Raw genomic sequence first — 20,289 nt, 5'->3', positions numbered from 1 at the left:
ACGATTCGTTAAATACGAGAAAAGATATTGGGCAAAAAGCCGGGTCCTGTTGACCTGGCTTTTTGAGACACCCTATTCACCCGTGATGACGAAACGAATCGATCTTTTTTATGAGTTCGGAAGCATTCGCGGTGATTTGGTTTGTACTGCCCTTTGTTAGAGCCCCGCCAACGCCGACAACTTCAACACCAGCCTTGAACCAGTCAACAACGTTTTCAACGGTGACACCGCCTGATTCAAGGAGCGGCATATACGGAATAGGCGTTTTAATCGTCTTGATGACTTCCGAACCAAGTAATCCGCCATACGGGAAAAACTTAATGAATGTTGCACCAGCGCGCATTGCGGTTACTGCTTCTGTTACAGTTGTGCAGCCCGGAGCGTATGGAATTTGATATTCATTACAAAGACTCGCTACATCAGTATCAAACATCGGCGAATAAATAAAACCAACACCATGAGCGATAGCGTCTTTTGCTGTTGGCGCGTTCAAAACAGTCCCCGCGCCGACAAGAATCTGGTCACCTAAAGTTTTATGAACGGCATCAATTGCCTCGGGAGCATCTGCATTGGTGTAACTCACTTCCATGACGTCAATGCCGCCCTTGACGATGCTTTCAGCAATCTCGACGACGCGACTAGGGGTAGCACGGACGACTGCTAAAGCACCGCTGTCTAATATCCGTTTTGTTAAATCAAATTTTTTCAAGGTTATCCTCCTATAAACGTGTTTACTGGTGTAGAGACCTGCACATAAGGGCATTGGCCACAATAACCAAACAAAGTACGGTCATCACGCTCAACGCTGCTTATGCTCCATATCAGCTCACGCTCTATCTCCTCTAGATAATTGCCTGTGCCTTGTAGTTCTCAACCATATTGGCAATATCTTGACTGAGTTTGTCACTCGGTGCTGGCATTCTAGCAGGGAGCCGAGCTGGACCGACATTAATGCCAGACGCAGTGACGGCGGCTTTTAGAGCAACAGGAGTTGTCGCGCCGTGCAAAACACTTCGAAGAGGTTCAATATTTTGCTGACATTTCTCAGCCGTTTCCAAATCACCATTTTGATATGCCGTGTAAATGTTGACATCATTCTTCGTGAGTAGGTTCGCGGTTGCTGCGATGGCCCCATCACCACCCATTTTTAGAAATGGGAGAATCTTTGAATCCGAACCAACTAGAACGGAGAAGTCTTTGTTACGCCGTTTGTCTAAATAACCTTGGAGATTTTGAAGCTTGCCTGAACTATCCTTAACGCCAATGATATTTGGGTGTGCAGATAATTCAGCAATCGATTCTGGTTCGATATTGATACCGGTTTTTCCAGGCATGTTATAAAGCATGATGGGCACTTTAACAGCATTAGCGACTGCTTCGTAGTGTTTGATCAATTCATCTTGTGAAGGCGCCACAAAGTACGGACTAACAAGTGACAAGGCATCTGGCTCCAATGCAGCAACGCGCTTACTGAGATCAATCGTTTCAGCCGTACCATTTAAACCAGTACCAACCAGCACTTTGATATGATGATCGACATAATTAATGACAAAGGAACTAAAGACAATTTTTTCCTCTGCGGAGAGTAGATAAGCTTCGCCATTTGTACCTAAGATGAAAACACCCGCAATATCTGATGCCATGAGATGATCAAGTAGTTTGGCGGTACGTTTGTAATCAATTTCTTGATCATCTGTGAACGGTGTCACCATTGCGACAAAGATACCGGACATAAGTGGCATAAATGAAACTTCCTTTCTTAAGACGACAAGCATTTGCTTAATGGAAAAGATGCAGGAAACCGTTCAACAATGATCCAACAACGTTATAGTCGACATTTGGGAAAGTTGAAGTGGTAATGCCCAAACCGGAAAGTGTTGGATACAGTAGGACAGGCAGGAAGGCTAACAGTAGCCCGACAACAAATGATCCGAGAATTGCGCCACGCCAGCCGCCTGTTGAATTTCCAAAGATGCCAGCAGTGCCGCCTGAGAAGAAGCAAATATGGGCTGCAGGAATAATGACCATGGGGAAGTGGAATATGACCATAATGACAATTGCGATTAATCCAGCAGCATATGAACTAAGGAAGCCGACTAAAACAGCTGTTGGTGCGAACGGGAAAATTGTTGGCACATCCAGTGCTGGACGGGATCCTGGAATAAACTTATCGGAGATAGCAACGAATGCAGCTGTGATTTCAGCTAAGAACATCCGAACACCAGTCATCAGGACGGAAATGCCGGCAGTAAAGGTCAATGCTTGGATCAGAGGGAAGACTAACCAATCTACGGTGCCTGCGATTTTTTGGACTTCTGTTTTACCGGCCGCAATCGCAGCAACATAGAAGAGAATTAACATGACAAACGCAACACCCATCAAAAAGTCCTTAAAGAAAGAAAGCCACTTAGGGAACTTAATGTTTTCGGTTGTTTCGTCGGCATGTTTTTTGAAAATACCGCCAAGTAAACCGGATAATGCATAGCCGATCATGTTAAAGTGGCCAATAGCTTGGAAGTCGCCACCAGTGATCTTCCGCATAAAGGGCTGGCAGAGTTGCGGTAAGAAAGCCGACATAAAGCCGAGAAGTGTACCGCCAATAATAATGGCCCAAGTATTGCCGATCCCGTTTGCTTTGAGCACTAATGCTAAAACACATGCGAAGAACAGGCTGTGACCACCTGTAAAGAACACATTTTTAAAAGGTGTAATTCTGGCAAACACTAGGTTCATGACAAATCCGGAGATGAGCGTCATCGAAACGATAAAACCGTATTTGTTTTGCGCCAGTGCAGTTGCAGCTTCAGGTGAGGCTATAACGCCAACAAGATGAAAGCCCTTCGTGAACATTGTGTTGAAGTTCTGCAACGCACCGGTCATTGTTGCTGCACCAACACCGAAGATCAGAAACCCAATTGCGGTTTTTGCTGTTCCTGTAAAGATCTCAGTTGGGTGTTTGTGTTGGGCACAAAGTCCGATGAATGATACGACTGCCAGCAAGATTGCTGGCGTTGATAGTAAGCTAACTAGAAAATGCATCTTTTAATCCCCCCATTACGTCACGCGTTTTCTCACTTTTGTTTAGCGTTTAAATCAGCCAGAGCCTTGGTAATCTTTTCAAATATTTCTTTCTTGTCTAAAATGTTGCGGATCCCTACGATTTCCTTCTGAATGCCTTCTTCTTTTAAGTCATCTGCTACATCACTCAAGGTGACAACAATCGGGCCATCAAAACTTGAAAGACCATCAAGTGAAGCATGTTGAACTTCAACTGGTAAATCGTGTTCTGCAATAACCTCATTCAACTTGATTTTCAACATTAAACTGGAACCAACGCCTGCACGGCAAGCAACTAAAGCCTGAATCATTTTGACCACTCCTTAATTAAATAGTTGTAACTGCTTTATTAACATAATTCATGATGTCTTGCGGAACCTTAGCGCCATCAAGCACTTGATAAAAGGCGTCATCAGACAGTAACTGAACCAATTCCTGCATAGCCTTAAGATGGGATGTACTGTCCGTTGCACTTAAAGTGAAAATGTATTTAACCGGATCATTATCCGGATTACTGAAATTAACGCCTGGTACAAGTGTCGTTATGCCCATTGCAAGCTTTTTCGCACCGTCTTTGCTAGGTGCATGAGCTAGAGCAACATGCGGTGCGATAACAAAGTAAGGACCATATTCCTTGACTGAGCGGATGATTCCTTCGACATAATGTTCAGTGACATCATTGTTATCAATTAGCGGCTGTGCGGCTTGATGGATAGCATCCTTCCAATCGACCGCTTTGATCGCTAATTGAATCAACTTTGGATTTATCACTTTTTCGATCATTTACAACACCACCTGTTCCTTGGTACGACTATAATGTAAGCGCTTGTATAACGGCTCTACAAGAGTCGATGGTTGTCTTCATTGTTTTTGAGCCCACAATTTCTGCAACTTCGTTACATTGAAAATTAATGAAAACAAATGAGGATACGGAGTTGTGTATAAATTCACAATTAAATTTTTAGAGACTTGTCAGTCGAAAAACAAAAAGTGAAAGGAAAGTTTGTTGCCTTTGATGATACAACGATCTAAAAATCGAATAGTGAAGGGAGATGCTCTAGAATGACGAAAAAATATACAGAATTAATTCACAAATACATGCGAAGAGAAATTCATGCCATGTCTGAAATAGAACAGAATATTGACAATTCTTATACTGAGATTCTCCAAACCTTGCTTGATCTCCATGGAAAAGTCGTGTTTATGGGTGTGGGGAAGTCAGGGCATATCGGTAAAAAGCTAGCAGCCACATTTGCAAGTACAGGAACGCCAGCATTTTTTGTTCATGCGACAGAGAGTGTACATGGTGACCTTGGAATGATTTCTTCTAACGATGTTGTCATCTTAATTTCGAATAGTGGCGAGACTAAAGAAATTCTTGCGCCTATTCGATCACTAAAAATTATGAATGTTCACACGATTGCTTTTACTGGCAACTCAAACTCATCATTGGCAGAAGCGTGTGATCAGGTGCTTTTGATTCCTGTTGAATCAGAAGCAGACGATATGAACTTAGCACCAACAAATAGTTCAACTGCTGTTTTGATGGTTGGTGATGCGATTGCTTGCGCACTTTCATCGATTAGAAACTTTGGGCCAAAGGATTTTGCTGTTTTCCATCCAGCAGGTGCGCTTGGGCGTAAGTTGCTTGGAGAAAAAGCTGTTTAAGTATGTGGATATCGTATTCACAAAGTTCCTCAAAGGTGAAGTGATAATCTTTACTACGCTATAGCTCTCAAACTGAGAAAACGAAAAATAGTGTCAATGATTTCCAGAGTGGAAATTGTTGACACTATTTGTTTGTTAACGTAAATGAGATTCATGGTTGGCATGTTCATACCAGTGTTAAAAGCAAAATTACATTAACAAAGCTGTCACACTATTTTAAGAGTCGCCATAGCGTACTTCTGCTGATACCAAGTTGCTTAGCAGTTTGAGTCTTGTTTCCGCCATTGTGTTTTAACAGAATAGTTATAATTTGCTGTTGTATTTCGTCTAATGTTTTACCTTCAAATAACGAGAGTGGATTGAAGGTACCCTTGTCACGTTGCTTTTCAATATAGCGATTTTCTTCGCTAAAGATCATTTGCTTGACGGATTCACTAGAAATAAAGGGACCATTCGCGTTGATAACAAATTGTTCTAGAACGCGTTTTAGTTGTGATAAGTTCCCAGGCCATGAATATGAATCAAGAATGTGCATGCCGTCTTGATTAATACCGACCACACTTTTTCGATGTTGCTTAGAGAATTGATAGAGGTACAGACTTATCAGTGATCCTAAATCTGACTTTCTCTGGCGCAGCGCAACGGTGGTAATTTGAAAAGCAGAGTGAAAAAGGTCGATTATTTGAATTTCTTTGTCATTTGATTCACAAATCAATATATAGATATTACCAGTCGTCTCCGACATCGCGTAAAAGCTATGCAGCGCCTTAAGTTGATCATCATTCAATGTTTCAACACCGTCAATAATAAACAATGAATGATGATCCAGTAGAGGTGAAGTATCGTCATTGAACAATCGCCAGTAATCAGATTTTGAGGTCATTCTGGTAAAGTCGATTTTCCAATAGTGTCTAAGCTTGATCAGTGATGCCATGTGTTCAGCCGCAGCGAGTTTCGCCGTCCCCTTTTCACCGATCAGGAGCACATTACTTTTGGCTTTCGCGGCTTTTTGTATGTCCTTAGATAAGTTGCCAATATTGACTGAGCTGACATCCTGTTTTGGTGCGGGGAGAAAATTACTTATTGACGCCGTTTGGGAAGAAGATATTTGAAGCGGACTGACTAATACAAACCAGAGTGCATTTCGTAGTTTTGCATTGATTCTATATAGTTGGCCTTCTGATCGTGAAAATAGTGTCAGCGTATCTGTTGGCGAGTTGGCGAGCTTTCCTTTTAGTTCGCGGAGAATGGCTTGGCTTCTTTTTTTGGAGAAATTTTTGTTGTGTTGATAAATTAGACTGCCTTGTTTACTTATAACCATAATGGTTTCATCAAATGCCATCAGAGTCTTGTCAATTAGACGATATTGTTCAGTCCTTTTCTGAAGTTCTGTTCCCAGGTAACGTGCCGCCACTAATGCGTTCTGAATACTTTCATCACCTGATTCAATCAAAATAGAGTTCAAATTGTTCTTTCGAGCTTCATTAAAAGTGATATTATCACCAATAATCATGCTGTACCCTTGTTTCTTAAGGCCTGCAATGATTTCCGGTAATTCTGCAGAAGATGAGATCGTGATAACTTGCAATTCTTTGCTAAGAATCTGACCTAGAAGTTTGATTTTCTCAGTGACATTTGAGAAACCGATAAACGCATAGTTATATTTATATACTTCTACAAGGCGAATGACTCTTAAGATATCCAGGAGTGACAGATCAATTTCAACTAGCGGTCTGTCTATATATTTCGCAAGTAGTTTTGCTGTACCACCGCGAGAGATAACAACATCAAATTTAGATGCTTTTTTTTGAGCGATAGCCAATCCCACACTCAGATCACCAACGTAAGACTCAACGTAAAGTGTTTTAAAATCCTCAGCTATTTCATCAATTTTTGTTTTCAGGTTTTGATACGGTGCAATTGCAAGTATTTTAAGCATCTTAAGCCTCCTGAGCGTTTTAGATTGAAACGCTTTTTAAAAATTACTTAGGGAATTTATCGAGCGTTTCAAAAGAGAGCACATTTTGAACATATTCCGTTTGAGCATTTTTTGCAAGCGCTTTACATTGTATTTAATGCAAGAAGGAGGTAGCAAGATGCACATTTTAAAAACGGTTAAGAAACTGCCGGGCGGAATGATGGTCGTTCCGCTGCTCTTAGGAGCATTAACAAATACATTTTTCCCTCAGTTTTTTGAACTTGGCGGCTTTACAGAGGCACTCTTTAAAACCGGAGCCATGGCATTGCTGGCAGCGTTCTTATTTTGTAGCGGTGCACAGATCAGTATTAAAGAGGCAGGTGTTTCAGTCTATAAGGGTGTTGTTTTGCTCATAACCAAAGTTGGCATTGGTGCCGTCTTGGGTGTTCTGGTTAATCATTTCTTCGGACTTGCGGGTGTCTTGGGGTTGAGCCCGTTAGCAATTGTGTCTTCGATGACCAACAAGAATGGCGGCCTGTATGCCGCACTTGCTGGTGAGTATGGGGATGCAACAGATGTTGGGGCGACATCGATTATTGCTTTAAGTGATGGTCCCTTCTTTACCATGATTGCCTTCGGAGCAACCGGCTTGGCAAAGATTCCGATAACGGCATTAATTGCAGCTATCATGCCAATCCTAATTGGGTTTATTCTTGGTAATGCCGACTCCGAAATTCGTAAGTTCTTGGCACCTGGGACAACCTTACTCATACCATTCTTTGCATTTCCGTTAGGTGCTGCTTTGAACCTTAGCCAACTTGTTGACGCTGGCATTAGTGGTATTATTTTAGGAATCTTCTGTACAGTTGTTACTGGATTAGCAGGGTATTATGTTTATAAATTGCTGAAAATGAAATTTCCTCAAGTTGGAGCGGCCGTGGGAGCCACTGCTGGTAACGCGATTGGGACACCTGCAGCTGTTGCTGCAATTGATCCCGCATTTAGACAAGTCGCTGCTCAGGCGACAGCCCAAGTTGCAGCAGCAATTATTGTCACCGCGCTTCTATGTCCTTTGCTTGTGAGCTTGCTGGATCGGCATGAGAAGAAAATCCATCCAGAAAGGCATAGCGAGTCAGTTGCAGAAAAGGAAATGGAGGTGATCGAAAATGAACAAGGGTAAGCATCTTATTATCGCCGATGATTTTACCGGTGCTAACGACACTGGCGTACAACTTAAGAAAAATGGTTTCCAGACTGAAGTGATGCTATTTCCCACTGGTGATACCATCGATCATGCCATTGTTCTGGATACAGAGTCGCGGACTATTCCGGCAACAGCAGCATTTGAAAAGGTTGCGACACTAACAAGCAAAATCATGGAACAAAATCAGTTTGATCTAGTCTATAAGAAAGTTGACTCCACAATTCGAGGCAATATTGCAGAGGAAATCCATGCTGTAGCGGATAAGTATCAGCCGGATTTGATCGTTGTTGCCCCAGCATTACCGACGGCGGGTAGGACGACTGTTAATGGTGTTCAGATGTTGAATGGAAAGCCGTTAATGCAGACGGACATTGCGAACGATCCGTTAAACCCCTTATGGACTGACGATATTGTTAAGATGCTGAAAAAGGAATTTGGATCAGAGGTTGCCCTTGCAAAAACCGATACTAACGATTTATCGCCAAGGTCGTCAAAGGTTCTGGTTTTTGATGCTATTACTGATGAAGATTTAACAGTGATTGCAAAATTTGCGCAATCTTTGAAGAAGCGCATATTGTATGTGGGCTCAGCTGGATTAGCTGGTGCACTATTCCAAAAAAGCAGGATTGCAAAACCGAGTTTAGCAGTCGTTGGATCTATTAGCGAAACCAGTTTAAAACAGATGGCATATGCTGTAGATGCTGGTACAGCAATCATAACGGTTCAGATAAACGATATGTTGAAACCTGATAGGAAAGCACTAATTACAAAATACCAGGCGATGGTTCGATCAAAACTGAAAGAAGGTAAAAATACTGTTCTTACTGTAACTCGACGAAAAGAAGACTATCAAAAAACAATTGACGCTTTTAAAAAAATGGGCACAGTTGATAGATCAGAAATTAGTCGGATTGTCCGAGAGAATCTTGCCGCAATTGCTTCTGGAATCGTCAAGAACGAAAGTATTAGCGGGCTATTCTTAACAGGTGGTGATACAGCGATCGAAATGATTCGATCATTGAATGCGAGCGGCTCTGAAATTCAATCAGAGATAATGCCAGGCGTTGTGCTAAGTAAATTAGTCGGCGGGGTTGCAAGCGGTCTAAGAATCGTGACTAAAGCAGGTGCATTTGGCAGCGAGGACACACTTTTCCAAAGCCTGAAAATACTTAACGAGGAAGGATAAAAATGACACATTTTATTGGGATTACAATTGGAGACCCGTCTGGAATTGGACCGGAGATTTCACTCAAGGCCTTAATGAAAAACGAGCAATATTTGAATGAAAGTATTATTTTTGGATCTAAGGAAATCATGACGTACTATGCCGATCTCTTAAAGATTAAGACGCCTTTGAATTTCATCAAAGATGTCGATCAGTTTGAAGCCGGAAAAATTAATATCTATAATGTCATGGATATTCCGTTAGATAAGATTCCAATTGGCGAAGTAAGCCCTATTTCAGGCGACGCAGCATTTCAGTTCTTAAAAGTGGCAATTGATTTAGCAATGAAGAAGAAAATTGGTCCTGTTGTGACAGCGCCATTAAATAAAGATGCGCTTCACAAAGGCGGGCATAATTTTGATGGTCATACTGAAATCTTTGCTGAGTTCACTGGCACTAAAAAATACACGATGATGCTATGGAGCAAAAAACTCGCGGTTGTACACGTTTCGACACATGTGCCGTTGCGTAAGGCATGTGACCTTGTGACAAAGGCTCGAGTTGAAGAATGTATTGATTTAGCTAACAGTGCGATAAAGCGTCTTGGTATAAGCAAGCCTAGAATTGCTGTTGCAGGTTTAAATCCGCATGCTGGTGAAGATGGCTTATTCGGCGATGAGGAAATTAAGGAAATCAATCCTGCCGTAAAGGAGAAGCAGTCACAAGGGATTGACGTGCAGGGCGCTCTGCCGCCAGATACCGTTTTCTTGAAGGCTTCACAGGGCAAGTTTGATATTGTTGTTGCAATGTATCATGATCAAGGACACATTCCAATGAAACTATTGGCTTTTGATGAAGGTGTTAATGTTACGCTCGGACTGCCAATTATTCGAACATCAGTTGATCATGGGACGGCTTTTGATATTGCTGGAAAGGGCATTGCTAATGAATCGTCGATGTTAGCTTCAATTGCGCTTGCGATAAAGTTCGGTCACAATGCGTAATTAATAGTTGTACCGTGTTGATGTTTGGAAAGAGATTTCTTGATGGTTACTCGTTTATGAGCGTATTTGAGTTGTTAAAATCAGTTGAATTTTAAGGTGCGCTTGCTTTCGGGCAGGCGCTTTTTTTGTAAAAAACTATTATGTACAAAAGTATCTATTCAGTTGATATCGTTAATAGAATATTTTGTTTTAGAATTAATAATAGTTAACGGGGTTCTCAAAACTTATGTAATCGGTTACAATTATAAATGAATCCATATCATACAAGGGGGACTTAGAGTGAGAAAAATTTGGATAGGTGTAGTTTCAATATTACTGTCGGTGGCGTTAGTGAACCCAGTCAATAGTCAAGCAATCACGATGACTAAGAAGCAGGCCCAAGAGGTTACTGAAACGGTTCAAAAGACAATGCCAACAGAACAGCGTGTCAGCGATTTAGAGGATGCGGCTATTTACTACTATTGGAATGGTGGCCAACTCAAGAAGAACGAGAAAAAGGTTTTTAAGGGTATCACCATCAAGAGTAATTTCGATGTCATTGAGCAGTTATTTAAAGAAGCAATCAAAATTGATCCGCAGAATTTGAATTTACAAATGGATCTAGCCTCTACTTATCGGATGCAAAATAATAATGCGGCTGCGGCAAAGATGTGGCAGAACATTTTGAAGAAGGACCCTACGAACTTTGACGCACGGCTTAAACTTGCTGCTTTTAGTAGCGTTACAGGTGACACGGCTACGTATGACGATAACATTGCCAAACTTCAGGCACAGAACGCAGAGAAGACCGCGACTTTCACGAAGGCGTTTAGCCAAATTGATGAGATTGGCAAGTTGGACATTCAGACCAAGATACCAAATGACTTGCCTAAAGATAGCCATCACTACTTTGTTGTTCTCGGTTATGCTTTAAGTCCAAATGGTAAGATGCAACCAACGATGAAAAAGCGCCTTGAAATTGCTTTGAAAGCAGCTAAGAAGTATCCCAAGTCAAAGATTTTAGTTGCTGGCGGCGTTCCGGAGAATAAGTTGACTGAAGCAACGGTTATGCAGAAATGGCTGGTCGCGCATGGCATCGCCAAAAAGCGAGTCGAATTAGAGGATTTGTCAACGAATACCGTTGAAAATGCCCTGTTTTCAGTGCGCGAACTAGTCGATAGAGGGGCAACAAGTGCGACACTCATTACGAGTGCCACCCACATGCGCCGAGCATTTTTACTGTATCGAATGGCGGGGGACATTGTTCTTGCAAGCAATACATCTAAGAACGATAAGGCACCTGTTCTCACACAGGTTGCGTACGTGGACGATAAAAAGATCCTTAATAACTATGGTACGCCAGAGAAAAATGCCATTACGGACGATGTGTTACGACTTAATGGCGTTTGGCAGTTGCCAGGATTGCAGCGGTAATTGAACTGAATGGTGAAGCATCGTTTTTGAAAAGAAGATCCAAATAGCATCAAATTGATATAGTCGTTCTTCAATTAATGGGACGGCTATTTTTGCGTGGCATTCACATTATTTGAATGTCAGAGGTTAACCTAATAACGTAAGGCGAAACGATACCCTTTTTATCTATAGAAGTTAATACTTGTAGTGCTTCGGAGGCTACCGAATCTTTTTGACGCGAGTTTCAGGTAGATGTCCACAAACCCAATGTCCGAACCTATGGACACCAGATTATGTCGATTGGCAATGGGCTTCACTATACTATATTTGTAAGCGGTTGCACGTGTGAGGAGGTGTTGCAATAGTGAATCATGTTGGGGATCTCGATCGAGCCTTGTTGGACTATTTGTCTCGAAGTGCCGGTTTTGTCAATGCAGCAGAGGTTGCGGCAGCACTAGGCACGTCAACAAAAACGATTTATCGCCACATTGATCAAATCAATGAGCAATCGGATGAACCTGTGATTCAAACGATTCGTGGAAAAGGTGCGAGGCTGTTGCCGAGTGCATTGCCTGATCTTAGTTCCTCCAATGAGCAGATGGACAGTGCTAGTCAAAGTAGTCTTGAACGAAGAAATCAGGTGTTGGAACAGCTGCTATTTCGAGCACCAGTAAAAATGTCATTGGATGATTTGTATACGGAACAATATGTGAGCGATGCGACGATTGATAATGATTTGCTGTATCTCAAGCGACGATTGGCCAAGAAAAAGTTGGTGCTTATACGGACCAGTAATACCGTTCATATCGAAGGCGAAGAAACACGAATTCGTGAACAACTCAGTGCGGTTTTGCAAAACATGTCCACGATTACCACTGGCGGCGCGATTGAAGGCATTACAGATTACGACCAGCAATTCATCACAAGACAGGTACAAGTGATTGAACAAGCGACCGGCGGCAAACTGGCTTATCCGTATAATGTGAATATTTTGTCGCACTTGTATATCTTAATTCAACGCGTTCGTCGTCAAGGAAAAGTTGAGCGGCTCAAGATTGTGAATAGCGTGGAAGTTCGCAAGTTGATGCTGCAGAATATGCATCTTTATCGATTGGCTGAAATTATTATTGGCAACACTGAAAATTACTTGGCTAAACAGTTGCCACCAGAAGAAACGGATTATCTCTTTCAATATTTAATTTCTTCAAGAATTGACAATGAAACGCCTAACGTCAAAATGCTTTCATACAGTCCCAAAGTTCATGAGGTTTCGGCTTTTCTCATTAACTATGTCAATAAGCACTTACCAACTGCGCATATTCAACAAACGACTTGGCGGGAGTTAGCCGGTCATGTGGCACCGCTCATTAATCGATTGGAAAACAATATTGCCGTCACAAATGGGTTGTTAACTGATATTAAACGTGAATATGCCAGTTTGTTCGAGGTTTTAGCTGAGGGTACACAGCAAGCAACTAAAAAATTTGCCTTACCTGAAATTTCTGAAAACGAGATTGGTTTTATCGTCATGTATTTTGCCCGGTTTTTGGAACAGCAGGATCATAAGATTCAAACGTTGGTCATTTGCGCCAGCGGTATTGGCACATCGGAACTGCTCCGAGTCAAACTAGAAAAAACATTTAGAGAATTAAAGATTGACCAAACTGCGACAGGGTTATTCACCGATATTGATCTGAACTCACTTAAAAATACGGATTTGATCGTCTCAACTATTGATCTAAAAGGTTCGCAGTATGACAAACTAGCAATCCCAAAGGTATTAGTGAGCGCTGTGTTGTCAAATTTAGATAAGGAGAAGATTCGCCATGCCATTAAAGCAATCGAGTAATGTGCAGTTGATCAAAATGAGCGCGCCATTTGATCAGACTCATCTTTTTCAAGTCATCGCGACCAACATTCAGCGAGATGTCCCTGAGTTGACGGCAGCAGAGGTTCGCCAACGCATCATGGAACGGGAGCACGAAGGAGAAACGTATATCGGCTATGGTGTTGTCTTATTGCACCTGATCTCTGATGCGGTCTCGGAGGCAGGGGTGCTGCTGATCAAATCCGCGATACCCATGCGTTGGCGATCTGCTTACTCAGGTGAGGATCATCTTGTCGATAAATTCGTGGTACTAGCCATTGCTGCTCACGGCGACGATGGCGCTAAGCTTCGGCCGATCATGCAACAGTTGGCGGACGAAGCATCAACTAATCAATTGTTCGAAATGGAGTGAATGTTATGGAGAAGACAAGCGTGAATCATTTCTTCTCGGATCGCGTGATTATTTTTGATCAAACGTTTTCTGATCGCAACACAGCATTGAAATCGGTTGCGGATCAATTATTAAAGGCGGGAGCTGTCGTGCCGACTTTTGAAAAGGCCATTATTGCGCGGGAACAAACCTATCCCACTGGCTTGCAATTAAATGATGGTATTGGCGTGGCGATTCCGCATACGGATGCCGATCAGGTTATCCATGATCAGATTGGTTTTGTTTCTTTAAAAACCCCAGTTGAATTTCGGCAAATGGCGAGTGCCACAGACGTTGTGTCTGTTAATTATTTATTTGTTCTGGCGCTCAAAACGGCGCATCAACAGTTGGATATGTTGCAGAAATTAATGGGATTGTTTGCTGATGATGCAGAAATGACAGCTTTTAGGAAAATTAAGACAGCAGATGACTTCATTCATTTCATGACGGAACAGGGTGTTTTGTAACGGCACGTGTGGGAAATTTTGCAGCAAGGCAGTTGTTTAAAGAGAGCGTGAACAAGCGCGCTTATCTGGAAATTTCTGCGACTGTAAACGCGTTTAAAGGAGGAGAACTTCAATGCAAGTACTTCAATGGATCGTCAATTTAGGGGCGAGTGTCTTCTTGCCAATACTATTGTTTCTTTTTGGACTCGCATTGCGAATCAAACCAGGCAAAGCGTTTAAATCCGCACTGACAATTGGGATTGGGTTTATTGGTCTGAACTTGGTGATTAATTTACTGACAACCAGTTTAGGACCAGCAACAAAGTCAATGATCAGTAATTATGGTTTGCATCTCAGCAGCATTGATGTTGGGTGGCCAGCAGCTTCAGCGATCGCATATGGCACAGCATTAGGCGCGATGGCCATTCCTGTTGGCGTTGGTACGAATATTATTTTGTTGATTCTTGGCCTAACCAAAACGCTGGATGTCGATATTTGGAATTATTGGCACGTCGCGTTTGCCGGTTCCATTTTGTACACACTGACAGGCAACATGTGGCTGGGGCTTGCCACGATGGTTGTGGTGACAATGTTCACTTACTTCTTCGCTGATCTGAGTGCGCCAACTGTCGGTAAGTATTACGGCTTGGAAGGCATTTCCTTCCCTCATGGTTTGTCAGCCCCGGGTTACGTCTTCGCGTTGCCATTCAACTGGTTGTTTGATCGGATTCCTGGCATCAATAAGATCCATCTGGACGCTGAAACAATTCAAAAACGCTTAGGTGTGTTTGGTGATACGACAGTCATCGGCGCCATTATCGGTTTAATCATCGGCTTTCTTGCCCAACAACCACTGAATAAGGTTCTGAATCTGGCTGTCAGCATGGCGGCGGTCATGATGTTGATGCCGCGCATGGTTTCACTGCTGATGGAAGGCTTAACGCCCATCTCTGAAGGCGCCAATGACATGATCAAAAAGCATTTCCCAGGTCGCAAGTTATACATCGGGATGGATAGTGCTTTGGCCATTGGGCAAGGTTCCGTTTTGTCATCAGCACTGCTGTTAGTGCCGATCACGTTACTACTGGCCATTGTTTTGCCAGGAAACAAGGTCTTACCGTTTGGTGATTTAGCAACGATTCCATTCTTCATCGCATTGTTTGCCGCCGTTTTTAAAGGCGATATTTTCAGAACCGTGGTGGCGGGGACCGTTGATATTGCGATTAGCCTCTATGTTGCGAGTTGGGCGGCGCCGTTGATCACCAAACTAGCCAAGGCTGCCAGTTTCAATATGGGTGGCAACAACTCTATCTCAGCCTTGAGTGATGGCGGATTGTGGACCAACTTTATCTATCTCATGATGGGTGAAAAGTTCCAGTGGCTCGGCGTCGGCGTGTTGTTCATCGTTGCTTTGGGTTTACTATTCTGGCTTAACAAAGTCCGGGAAAAGCAAGAAAAAGTTACAGCCTAAGTTCATTGTAGCTAGAAAACGTGATAGGCAGCCTGATTGTTAGGCCGGCTCGTGCTTACAAAAAAGGAGAAAAATCATGACACAAAAGTTATTAGTTATCTGCGGTACCGGTGTTGCAACTTCAACTGTCGTCATGGGCAAGCTTAAGACTTGGTTGGACAATCAAGGACTTACAAAAGACGTGACGTTGTACCAAAGCAAAGTGGCTGAGGAAGTCAATCATATTGATGATTATGACATCGTGGTTTCCACAACATTGGTGCCAGATTCGATTAAAGAGAAAGTCATTGATGGGGTACCATTGCTGACTGGCATTAATGCCGACAAAGTTTACGACAAGATCAAGCAGGATATTGAAACAGGAAAGGAGAAAAAATAATGCTCATTTCTTCAAAAAACTTGTTGTTAACGGCGCGCGAAGGTGGTTTTGCGATTCCACACTTCAACTTTTGGGATGAAATGTCAGCTCGCGCCCATGTAGCAGCTGCTGAGAAGAAAAATGTGCCGATATTGTTGGCATGGGCACAGAAGCATGAAGCCGATATTGATATTGATGAAGCTTTGATCCTAGGAAAATTCTATGGCGCTCATGCCAAAGTTCCGATTGTCCTGCATCTAGATCATGGGTTCTCACCAGACTTGGTCAAATATGGCATTGATCATGGCTTTACGTCGGTGATGATTGACGCCTCTGCTGAAAAGTTCGATAAAAACGTTGCCGTGACGAAGGATGTCGTTGATTATGCACATCAACGTGGGGTCGTTGTTGAAGCAGAAATCGGCCATGTCGGCACTGGTTTGAGTGCGGATGACGCCAATCAGTATACCGAGGTTGAGGCGGCAGTCGAGTTTGTTAAGCGTACCAATGTTGATTCTTTAGCCGTATCAATCGGCACCTCCCACGGGGTATATAAAAGTGCCAAAACACCACATCTGAATTTTGAGCGGCTCAGTGAATTGCGACAAGCAGTTGCGGTGCCATTGGTTCTCCACGGTGGGTCGTCATCTGGTGATGAGAATTTAAGCAAGGCCGCGGCATTGGGTATCACTAAGGTCAATATCTACACTGACTTGGCTAATACTGCCTTGCATGCAGCCCAAGCAGAGCCTTATGAAAGTGTTCTCAAGATGATCGAAGCCGAGCAGAAAGCAGTTGAAGCATTGGATGAGCACTATGTTGATGTTTTCAATACGGCTAAGTTGCATCAAATTGAAGAGAAAACGGTACTCGGTGCGCTGTGAGTTTCAATCTTTTCAAGAAAGGGTGATGTTGGAATGGCAAGTGTTAAGAAACCTTTTTTCATTGTGAATCCTAAGTCGTATCTTTATGGTGATGATGCCGTGAAGCTGGCAAAAATTGCGGATGAGATTGCTGCCGAAAAGCATCTTGACTGTTTATTTACGGGGCAACTGATTGATCTGCCACGGATCAAGGCGGCAACGAGCCACTTGATCATCACGGCACAGCACATGGACCCGCTGCTTCCCGGCCGTGGCATGGGCCATGTTTTACCTGAAGCCCTGAAAGCTGCGGATGTTGAAGCGGTTGTGCTGAATCATGCTGAAAATCCGCTGGAAATCGGTGTTTTGGATAAGACGATTACCCGTGCTAAAGCGGTCGGTTTAATGACAGTTGTCTGTTCCGATACGCCTTCTGAAAGTCGCGCGATTGCGAGTCTGCACCCAACCATGATGATTTGCGAACCAACCAGTTTAATTGGGACCGGAAGTATCAGCAATGATGACTATATTAAAGCGACCAATGATGCCGTTCGCAGTGTCGATCCTGATATTTTGATCATGCAAGCAGCTGGTGTCAGCACTGGCGCAGATGTCAAGAAGGTATTGGCATTGGGCGCTGATGGAACTGGCGGCACAAGCGGTATTATTAATGCCCCTGATTGGCGGGCAAAATTGATGGAAATGATGGGTGCAATGGCAGCATACAAGGAGGCACAGTTAGCATGACAGTTAAAAGTGAAGTGTTGGATCTAACTTCAAATGGCCATCGGGTGACATTTCATAATGTGACTGATCAAGTGAAACAATTTGTGAAGGCCAGTGGTGTTCAAAATGGCATTTGTGTCGTTCAATCGCCACATACAACTTGTTCGGTGATCTTTGAAGAGTTTACGCATGATCGGGACTTTAATGGCGACGAGTATCTATTAGTCGACATGAGCCGCCAGCTAGATAAGTTGGTACCACGAGAACTCACTGAAAATACGAATTATAAGTATCCTGGTCCTAAGCATATTGATTTCCTGCATAGCATTCAGGACAACCCGGCCTATAAAGGTGACGATGGCACTGTTTTGAATGGGGATGCCCACATTCGAGCTTCAATGTTCGGCGCAAGCGAAACTTTTGTGATTCGTAATGGTGAGATTCAAACCGGATCAGTTGGGTCTATTTACTTTGTTGACTGGGATCAAAATCGTGTCCGCACAAGACATTGCAATGTGCTGGTACAGGGTGAAGCTTGATGGCAGGTAGTTTTAGATAAACACCATTTTAACGAATTAAAAAACGCCTAGAATCTTTGCGACTCTAGGCGTTTTGCTATTTGGTATGGCATAATGGATGAGACAAGAAAGTGAATGACGGTTGGCAAATCCAACGTATTGTGAGGTGATCGCCTATGCGCGATGATCAAAATCTATACGAAGGGAGGTGCCTAGTTGTCCGTTGCTGACGCCTTGATGCTGATGCTGGTCTTTGGTGGTTTCATACTATCATTGATTGCGCTCATCGTCACGATTGTGGTAGCAATCCTAGACAGCAAAAAAGACCGTCTCTAGATTTCTGGCTGAAGTCTAACGGTCTTTTTGGCTGTAAATGAATGCCAGCCGTCTTAAGCGGCCTTGTCAAGGGAGTACTGGTTATGGCCGGTGCTCCCTTTTGTGTCTTCATTATAGCATGCAGGATCAAGGCGTCGCAATGATATCGATTTTAAATCTGAGGCAGCAAAAAGACCGTCACTAAAACTTTTGACAGAGTTTAACGGTCTTAATCGATTGTTCAACTGAATGTCGACCGTCTTCAACGGTTTTGTCAGGGGTACCGTTACAGGCCGGAGCTCCCTTCCGTGTTTCTAATATAGCATGCTGAATCTAAGCATCGCAATAACGTTGATTCTAAAGTGTGTGCCAAGTTAACTATAGTTGTCACTAGAAAATCGTGCCAAGCCACCAAAATAAGCAATTACCCCTCAATTAAAAGTAAACGTTTGCAATAACCGCGGTTATCTGTAAAAATTGATCATGGTGACTGGTAACCAGAAGGGGATGGCAATGAATGTTCGGGCTATTTAAAAAAGAAAAAAGTGATGTTTTTACAGCGCCAGTGACAGGCCAATTAATGCCGCTTGATACGCTTAACGATGGCGTCTTTTCAGAGAAGATGATGGGCGAGGGTTACGCGATTGCGCCAGAAGAACAAGCAGTTTATGCTCCGATTGCGGGGACGATCAGTTCGGTTTTCCCGACAAAACATGCGATTGGGATTACATCCGATGGGGGACTTGAAGTGTTAGTTCACATGGGACTTGATACGGTAGAGATGAATGGGACGCCGTTTGAGACTAAGGTTGCCGCCGGAGATCAGGTAAAGGCGGGGGATTTGCTGTCGACGGTTGATGTTGCTGCTATTCAGGCATCGGATCGCGATGCTGCGATTGTGGTGATTTTTACCAACATGGACAAGGTGAAGGACTTTTCACCCATCAAAGCAGGGCCGGTGACGCATGGCGATGCCGTGACGACATTAACCTATGCTGGCTAACGTAGAAGGTCGACCACTGGTAATCAAGGTGGCGGCTTTTTTATAAGGGCTGTGTCGTTTTCAGAAGGGATTTTTGAGTGTAATGAAATTCGATAAGTTAGTTTCAGGGAAAAACCTTTCTGAGACCGAGCAGGAAGTGTTGCACTACATGGTGGCCAATATTGATCGTGTATTGGACATGGGCGTTCGCGGTGTGGCGAAAGCAAACTATACATCGGCGACAACAGTCATGCGGTTGGCGCACAAAATGGGGTATCGCGGCTTTGTCGAGTTACAATATAAGCTTATGACGATGTTGCGGCACGATAGCATGGGAACAGCGGCGAGCGACCAGCAGGATCAGTTGTTGACGGCGATGACCAGTCACAACGATCTAAGCACCATCAAGACCGTTGCCCAGCGTATCGCCGCCGTTGAAGATCGTTACCTGTACGTTTATGCGGCAGGGTTTTCCGGTGTGATTGGAAATTATATGTTTAAAAAGTTTCAAATTCTTGGTAAGCGTTGCTTTTTCTCGACGCCAGGAGACTCGGCAGCGCTTTTGGAAAACTATTTGGAAGATCTCGGCTTGTTCCTAGTCGTTTCTAAGTCTGGCGAAACGCAGAGTGTCTTAGATAAGGCGAGATTGGTCAGCAGTTTGCCGATCCCAATTGTAGCGTTTACTGGCAACCCAGAAAGCACATTGGCTAAAATAGCCGACTGGACGCTGACCGTCCCGGATGAGTTTCCCTTAGACGATCTCAACCAACGTGCTTCGCTGTTTTATCCACGGATGTTGGCGGCGTTTGAATTGGTGATTGGAGAAGTTGAGAAGCTGGATTGAGCTAGGCGTTGTTGATGTCTGGTTTTATTAGCAGATATAATGACGAGAAGGTTAAGACATGTTAAAAGCCAGAGCGCGCTCCGAAATCCGGACCGTGCTC

22 protein-coding genes are annotated in these 20,289 nt (G+C 43.3%); 16 read left to right on the top strand and 6 right to left on the bottom strand.

Going from position 1 to position 20,289, the window contains the following annotated elements; translation table 11 throughout:
* Positions 1 to 76: 76 nt before the first annotated feature.
* The 5 genes from AC07KQ_RS13215 to AC07KQ_RS13195 form a co-directional block, all read right to left on the bottom strand.
* Entirely contained in the window at positions 77 to 709 is a 633-nt protein-coding gene (locus tag AC07KQ_RS13215; protein ID WP_480156571.1) for a beta/alpha barrel domain-containing protein, read from the bottom strand.
* Between the two features lie 133 nt (positions 710 to 842).
* Complete coding sequence (gene dapA, locus AC07KQ_RS13210; protein WP_274990919.1) at positions 843 to 1,742, bottom strand: 4-hydroxy-tetrahydrodipicolinate synthase; 900 nt, start codon at positions 1,740 to 1,742, stop codon at positions 843 to 845.
* 37 nt (positions 1,743 to 1,779) lie between these two features.
* Entirely contained in the window at positions 1,780 to 3,039 is a 1,260-nt protein-coding gene (locus AC07KQ_RS13205; RefSeq protein WP_003568007.1) for a PTS ascorbate transporter subunit IIC, read from the bottom strand.
* A 32-nt stretch (positions 3,040 to 3,071) separates the two neighbouring features.
* Positions 3,072 to 3,368, bottom strand: a complete 297-nt coding sequence (locus AC07KQ_RS13200; protein WP_003568006.1) for a PTS sugar transporter subunit IIB — start codon at positions 3,366 to 3,368, stop codon at positions 3,072 to 3,074.
* Between the two features lie 16 nt (positions 3,369 to 3,384).
* Positions 3,385 to 3,840, bottom strand: coding sequence for a PTS sugar transporter subunit IIA (locus tag AC07KQ_RS13195; protein WP_003568005.1), 456 nt, complete (start codon positions 3,838 to 3,840; stop codon positions 3,385 to 3,387).
* 279 nt (positions 3,841 to 4,119) lie between these two features.
* Here AC07KQ_RS13195 and AC07KQ_RS13190 point away from each other — a divergent pair, with 279 nt between their 5' ends.
* The gene (locus AC07KQ_RS13190; protein WP_003568004.1) at positions 4,120 to 4,725 is read left to right on the top strand and encodes a KpsF/GutQ family sugar-phosphate isomerase; all 606 of its coding nucleotides are present in this window, start codon (positions 4,120 to 4,122) and stop codon (positions 4,723 to 4,725) included.
* Positions 4,726 to 4,936: 211 nt separating this feature from the next.
* Here AC07KQ_RS13190 and AC07KQ_RS13185 read toward each other — a convergent pair whose 3' ends face one another.
* On the bottom strand, positions 4,937 to 6,664 hold the full coding sequence (locus AC07KQ_RS13185) for a sigma-54-dependent transcriptional regulator (protein WP_003568003.1): 1,728 nt from the start codon (positions 6,662 to 6,664) through the stop codon (positions 4,937 to 4,939).
* Between the two features lie 157 nt (positions 6,665 to 6,821).
* Between AC07KQ_RS13185 and AC07KQ_RS13180 the strand changes: the two genes are divergently transcribed.
* The 15 genes from AC07KQ_RS13180 to AC07KQ_RS13110 all read left to right on the top strand — a co-directional run bounded on the left by AC07KQ_RS13180 (position 6,822) and on the right by AC07KQ_RS13110 (position 20,189).
* On the top strand, positions 6,822 to 7,823 hold the full coding sequence (locus AC07KQ_RS13180; RefSeq protein WP_003568002.1) for a 2-keto-3-deoxygluconate permease: 1,002 nt from the start codon (positions 6,822 to 6,824) through the stop codon (positions 7,821 to 7,823).
* The gene (locus AC07KQ_RS13175; RefSeq protein WP_003568001.1) at positions 7,810 to 9,033 is read left to right on the top strand and encodes a four-carbon acid sugar kinase family protein; all 1,224 of its coding nucleotides are present in this window, start codon (positions 7,810 to 7,812) and stop codon (positions 9,031 to 9,033) included. The genes AC07KQ_RS13180 and AC07KQ_RS13175 overlap by 14 nt, the downstream gene beginning before the upstream one ends.
* Before the next feature lie 2 nt (positions 9,034 to 9,035).
* A complete protein-coding gene (pdxA, locus tag AC07KQ_RS13170; protein ID WP_003568000.1) occupies positions 9,036 to 10,016 on the top strand; it encodes a 4-hydroxythreonine-4-phosphate dehydrogenase PdxA in 981 nt (326 codons plus the stop codon).
* Between the two features lie 330 nt (positions 10,017 to 10,346).
* Positions 10,347 to 11,429, top strand: a complete 1,083-nt coding sequence (locus AC07KQ_RS13165; RefSeq protein WP_003567999.1) for an ElyC/SanA/YdcF family protein — start codon at positions 10,347 to 10,349, stop codon at positions 11,427 to 11,429.
* 343 nt (positions 11,430 to 11,772) lie between these two features.
* Complete coding sequence (locus AC07KQ_RS13160) at positions 11,773 to 13,257, top strand: BglG family transcription antiterminator (protein WP_003567998.1); 1,485 nt, start codon at positions 11,773 to 11,775, stop codon at positions 13,255 to 13,257.
* Positions 13,235 to 13,648, top strand: a complete 414-nt coding sequence (locus tag AC07KQ_RS13155; protein ID WP_003567997.1) for a PTS sugar transporter subunit IIA — start codon at positions 13,235 to 13,237, stop codon at positions 13,646 to 13,648. The genes AC07KQ_RS13160 and AC07KQ_RS13155 overlap by 23 nt, the downstream gene beginning before the upstream one ends.
* A gap of 5 nt (positions 13,649 to 13,653) precedes the next feature.
* Complete coding sequence (locus AC07KQ_RS13150; protein ID WP_003567996.1) at positions 13,654 to 14,133, top strand: PTS sugar transporter subunit IIA; 480 nt, start codon at positions 13,654 to 13,656, stop codon at positions 14,131 to 14,133.
* Between the two features lie 112 nt (positions 14,134 to 14,245).
* Positions 14,246 to 15,583, top strand: coding sequence for a PTS galactitol transporter subunit IIC (locus tag AC07KQ_RS13145; RefSeq protein ID WP_003567995.1), 1,338 nt, complete (start codon positions 14,246 to 14,248; stop codon positions 15,581 to 15,583).
* 76 nt (positions 15,584 to 15,659) lie between these two features.
* Entirely contained in the window at positions 15,660 to 15,962 is a 303-nt protein-coding gene (locus AC07KQ_RS13140; protein WP_003567994.1) for a PTS sugar transporter subunit IIB, read from the top strand.
* Positions 15,962 to 16,825, top strand: coding sequence for a class II fructose-bisphosphate aldolase (locus tag AC07KQ_RS13135; RefSeq protein ID WP_013246123.1), 864 nt, complete (start codon positions 15,962 to 15,964; stop codon positions 16,823 to 16,825). Before AC07KQ_RS13140 ends, AC07KQ_RS13135 begins: the two co-directional genes overlap by 1 nt.
* Positions 16,826 to 16,858: 33 nt before the next feature.
* Entirely contained in the window at positions 16,859 to 17,551 is a 693-nt protein-coding gene (locus tag AC07KQ_RS13130; protein WP_003579880.1) for a triose-phosphate isomerase, read from the top strand.
* Positions 17,548 to 18,069, top strand: a complete 522-nt coding sequence (locus tag AC07KQ_RS13125; protein WP_003576695.1) for a YjbQ family protein — start codon at positions 17,548 to 17,550, stop codon at positions 18,067 to 18,069. Before AC07KQ_RS13130 ends, AC07KQ_RS13125 begins: the two co-directional genes overlap by 4 nt.
* A 195-nt stretch (positions 18,070 to 18,264) precedes the next feature.
* Positions 18,265 to 18,384, top strand: coding sequence for a putative holin-like toxin (locus AC07KQ_RS13120; RefSeq protein WP_003579883.1), 120 nt, complete (start codon positions 18,265 to 18,267; stop codon positions 18,382 to 18,384).
* A gap of 496 nt (positions 18,385 to 18,880) precedes the next feature.
* The gene (locus AC07KQ_RS13115) at positions 18,881 to 19,366 is read left to right on the top strand and encodes a PTS sugar transporter subunit IIA (protein WP_274990916.1); all 486 of its coding nucleotides are present in this window, start codon (positions 18,881 to 18,883) and stop codon (positions 19,364 to 19,366) included.
* Between the two features lie 82 nt (positions 19,367 to 19,448).
* On the top strand, positions 19,449 to 20,189 hold the full coding sequence (locus AC07KQ_RS13110) for a MurR/RpiR family transcriptional regulator (RefSeq protein ID WP_003576689.1): 741 nt from the start codon (positions 19,449 to 19,451) through the stop codon (positions 20,187 to 20,189).
* Positions 20,190 to 20,289: the final 100 nt, after the last annotated feature.

Source organism: Lacticaseibacillus sp. YLM2-1 (assembly GCF_056583465.1).
Note: the sequence above shows the minus strand (reverse complement) of the source record. Positions and strands in the feature narration are given on the sequence as shown.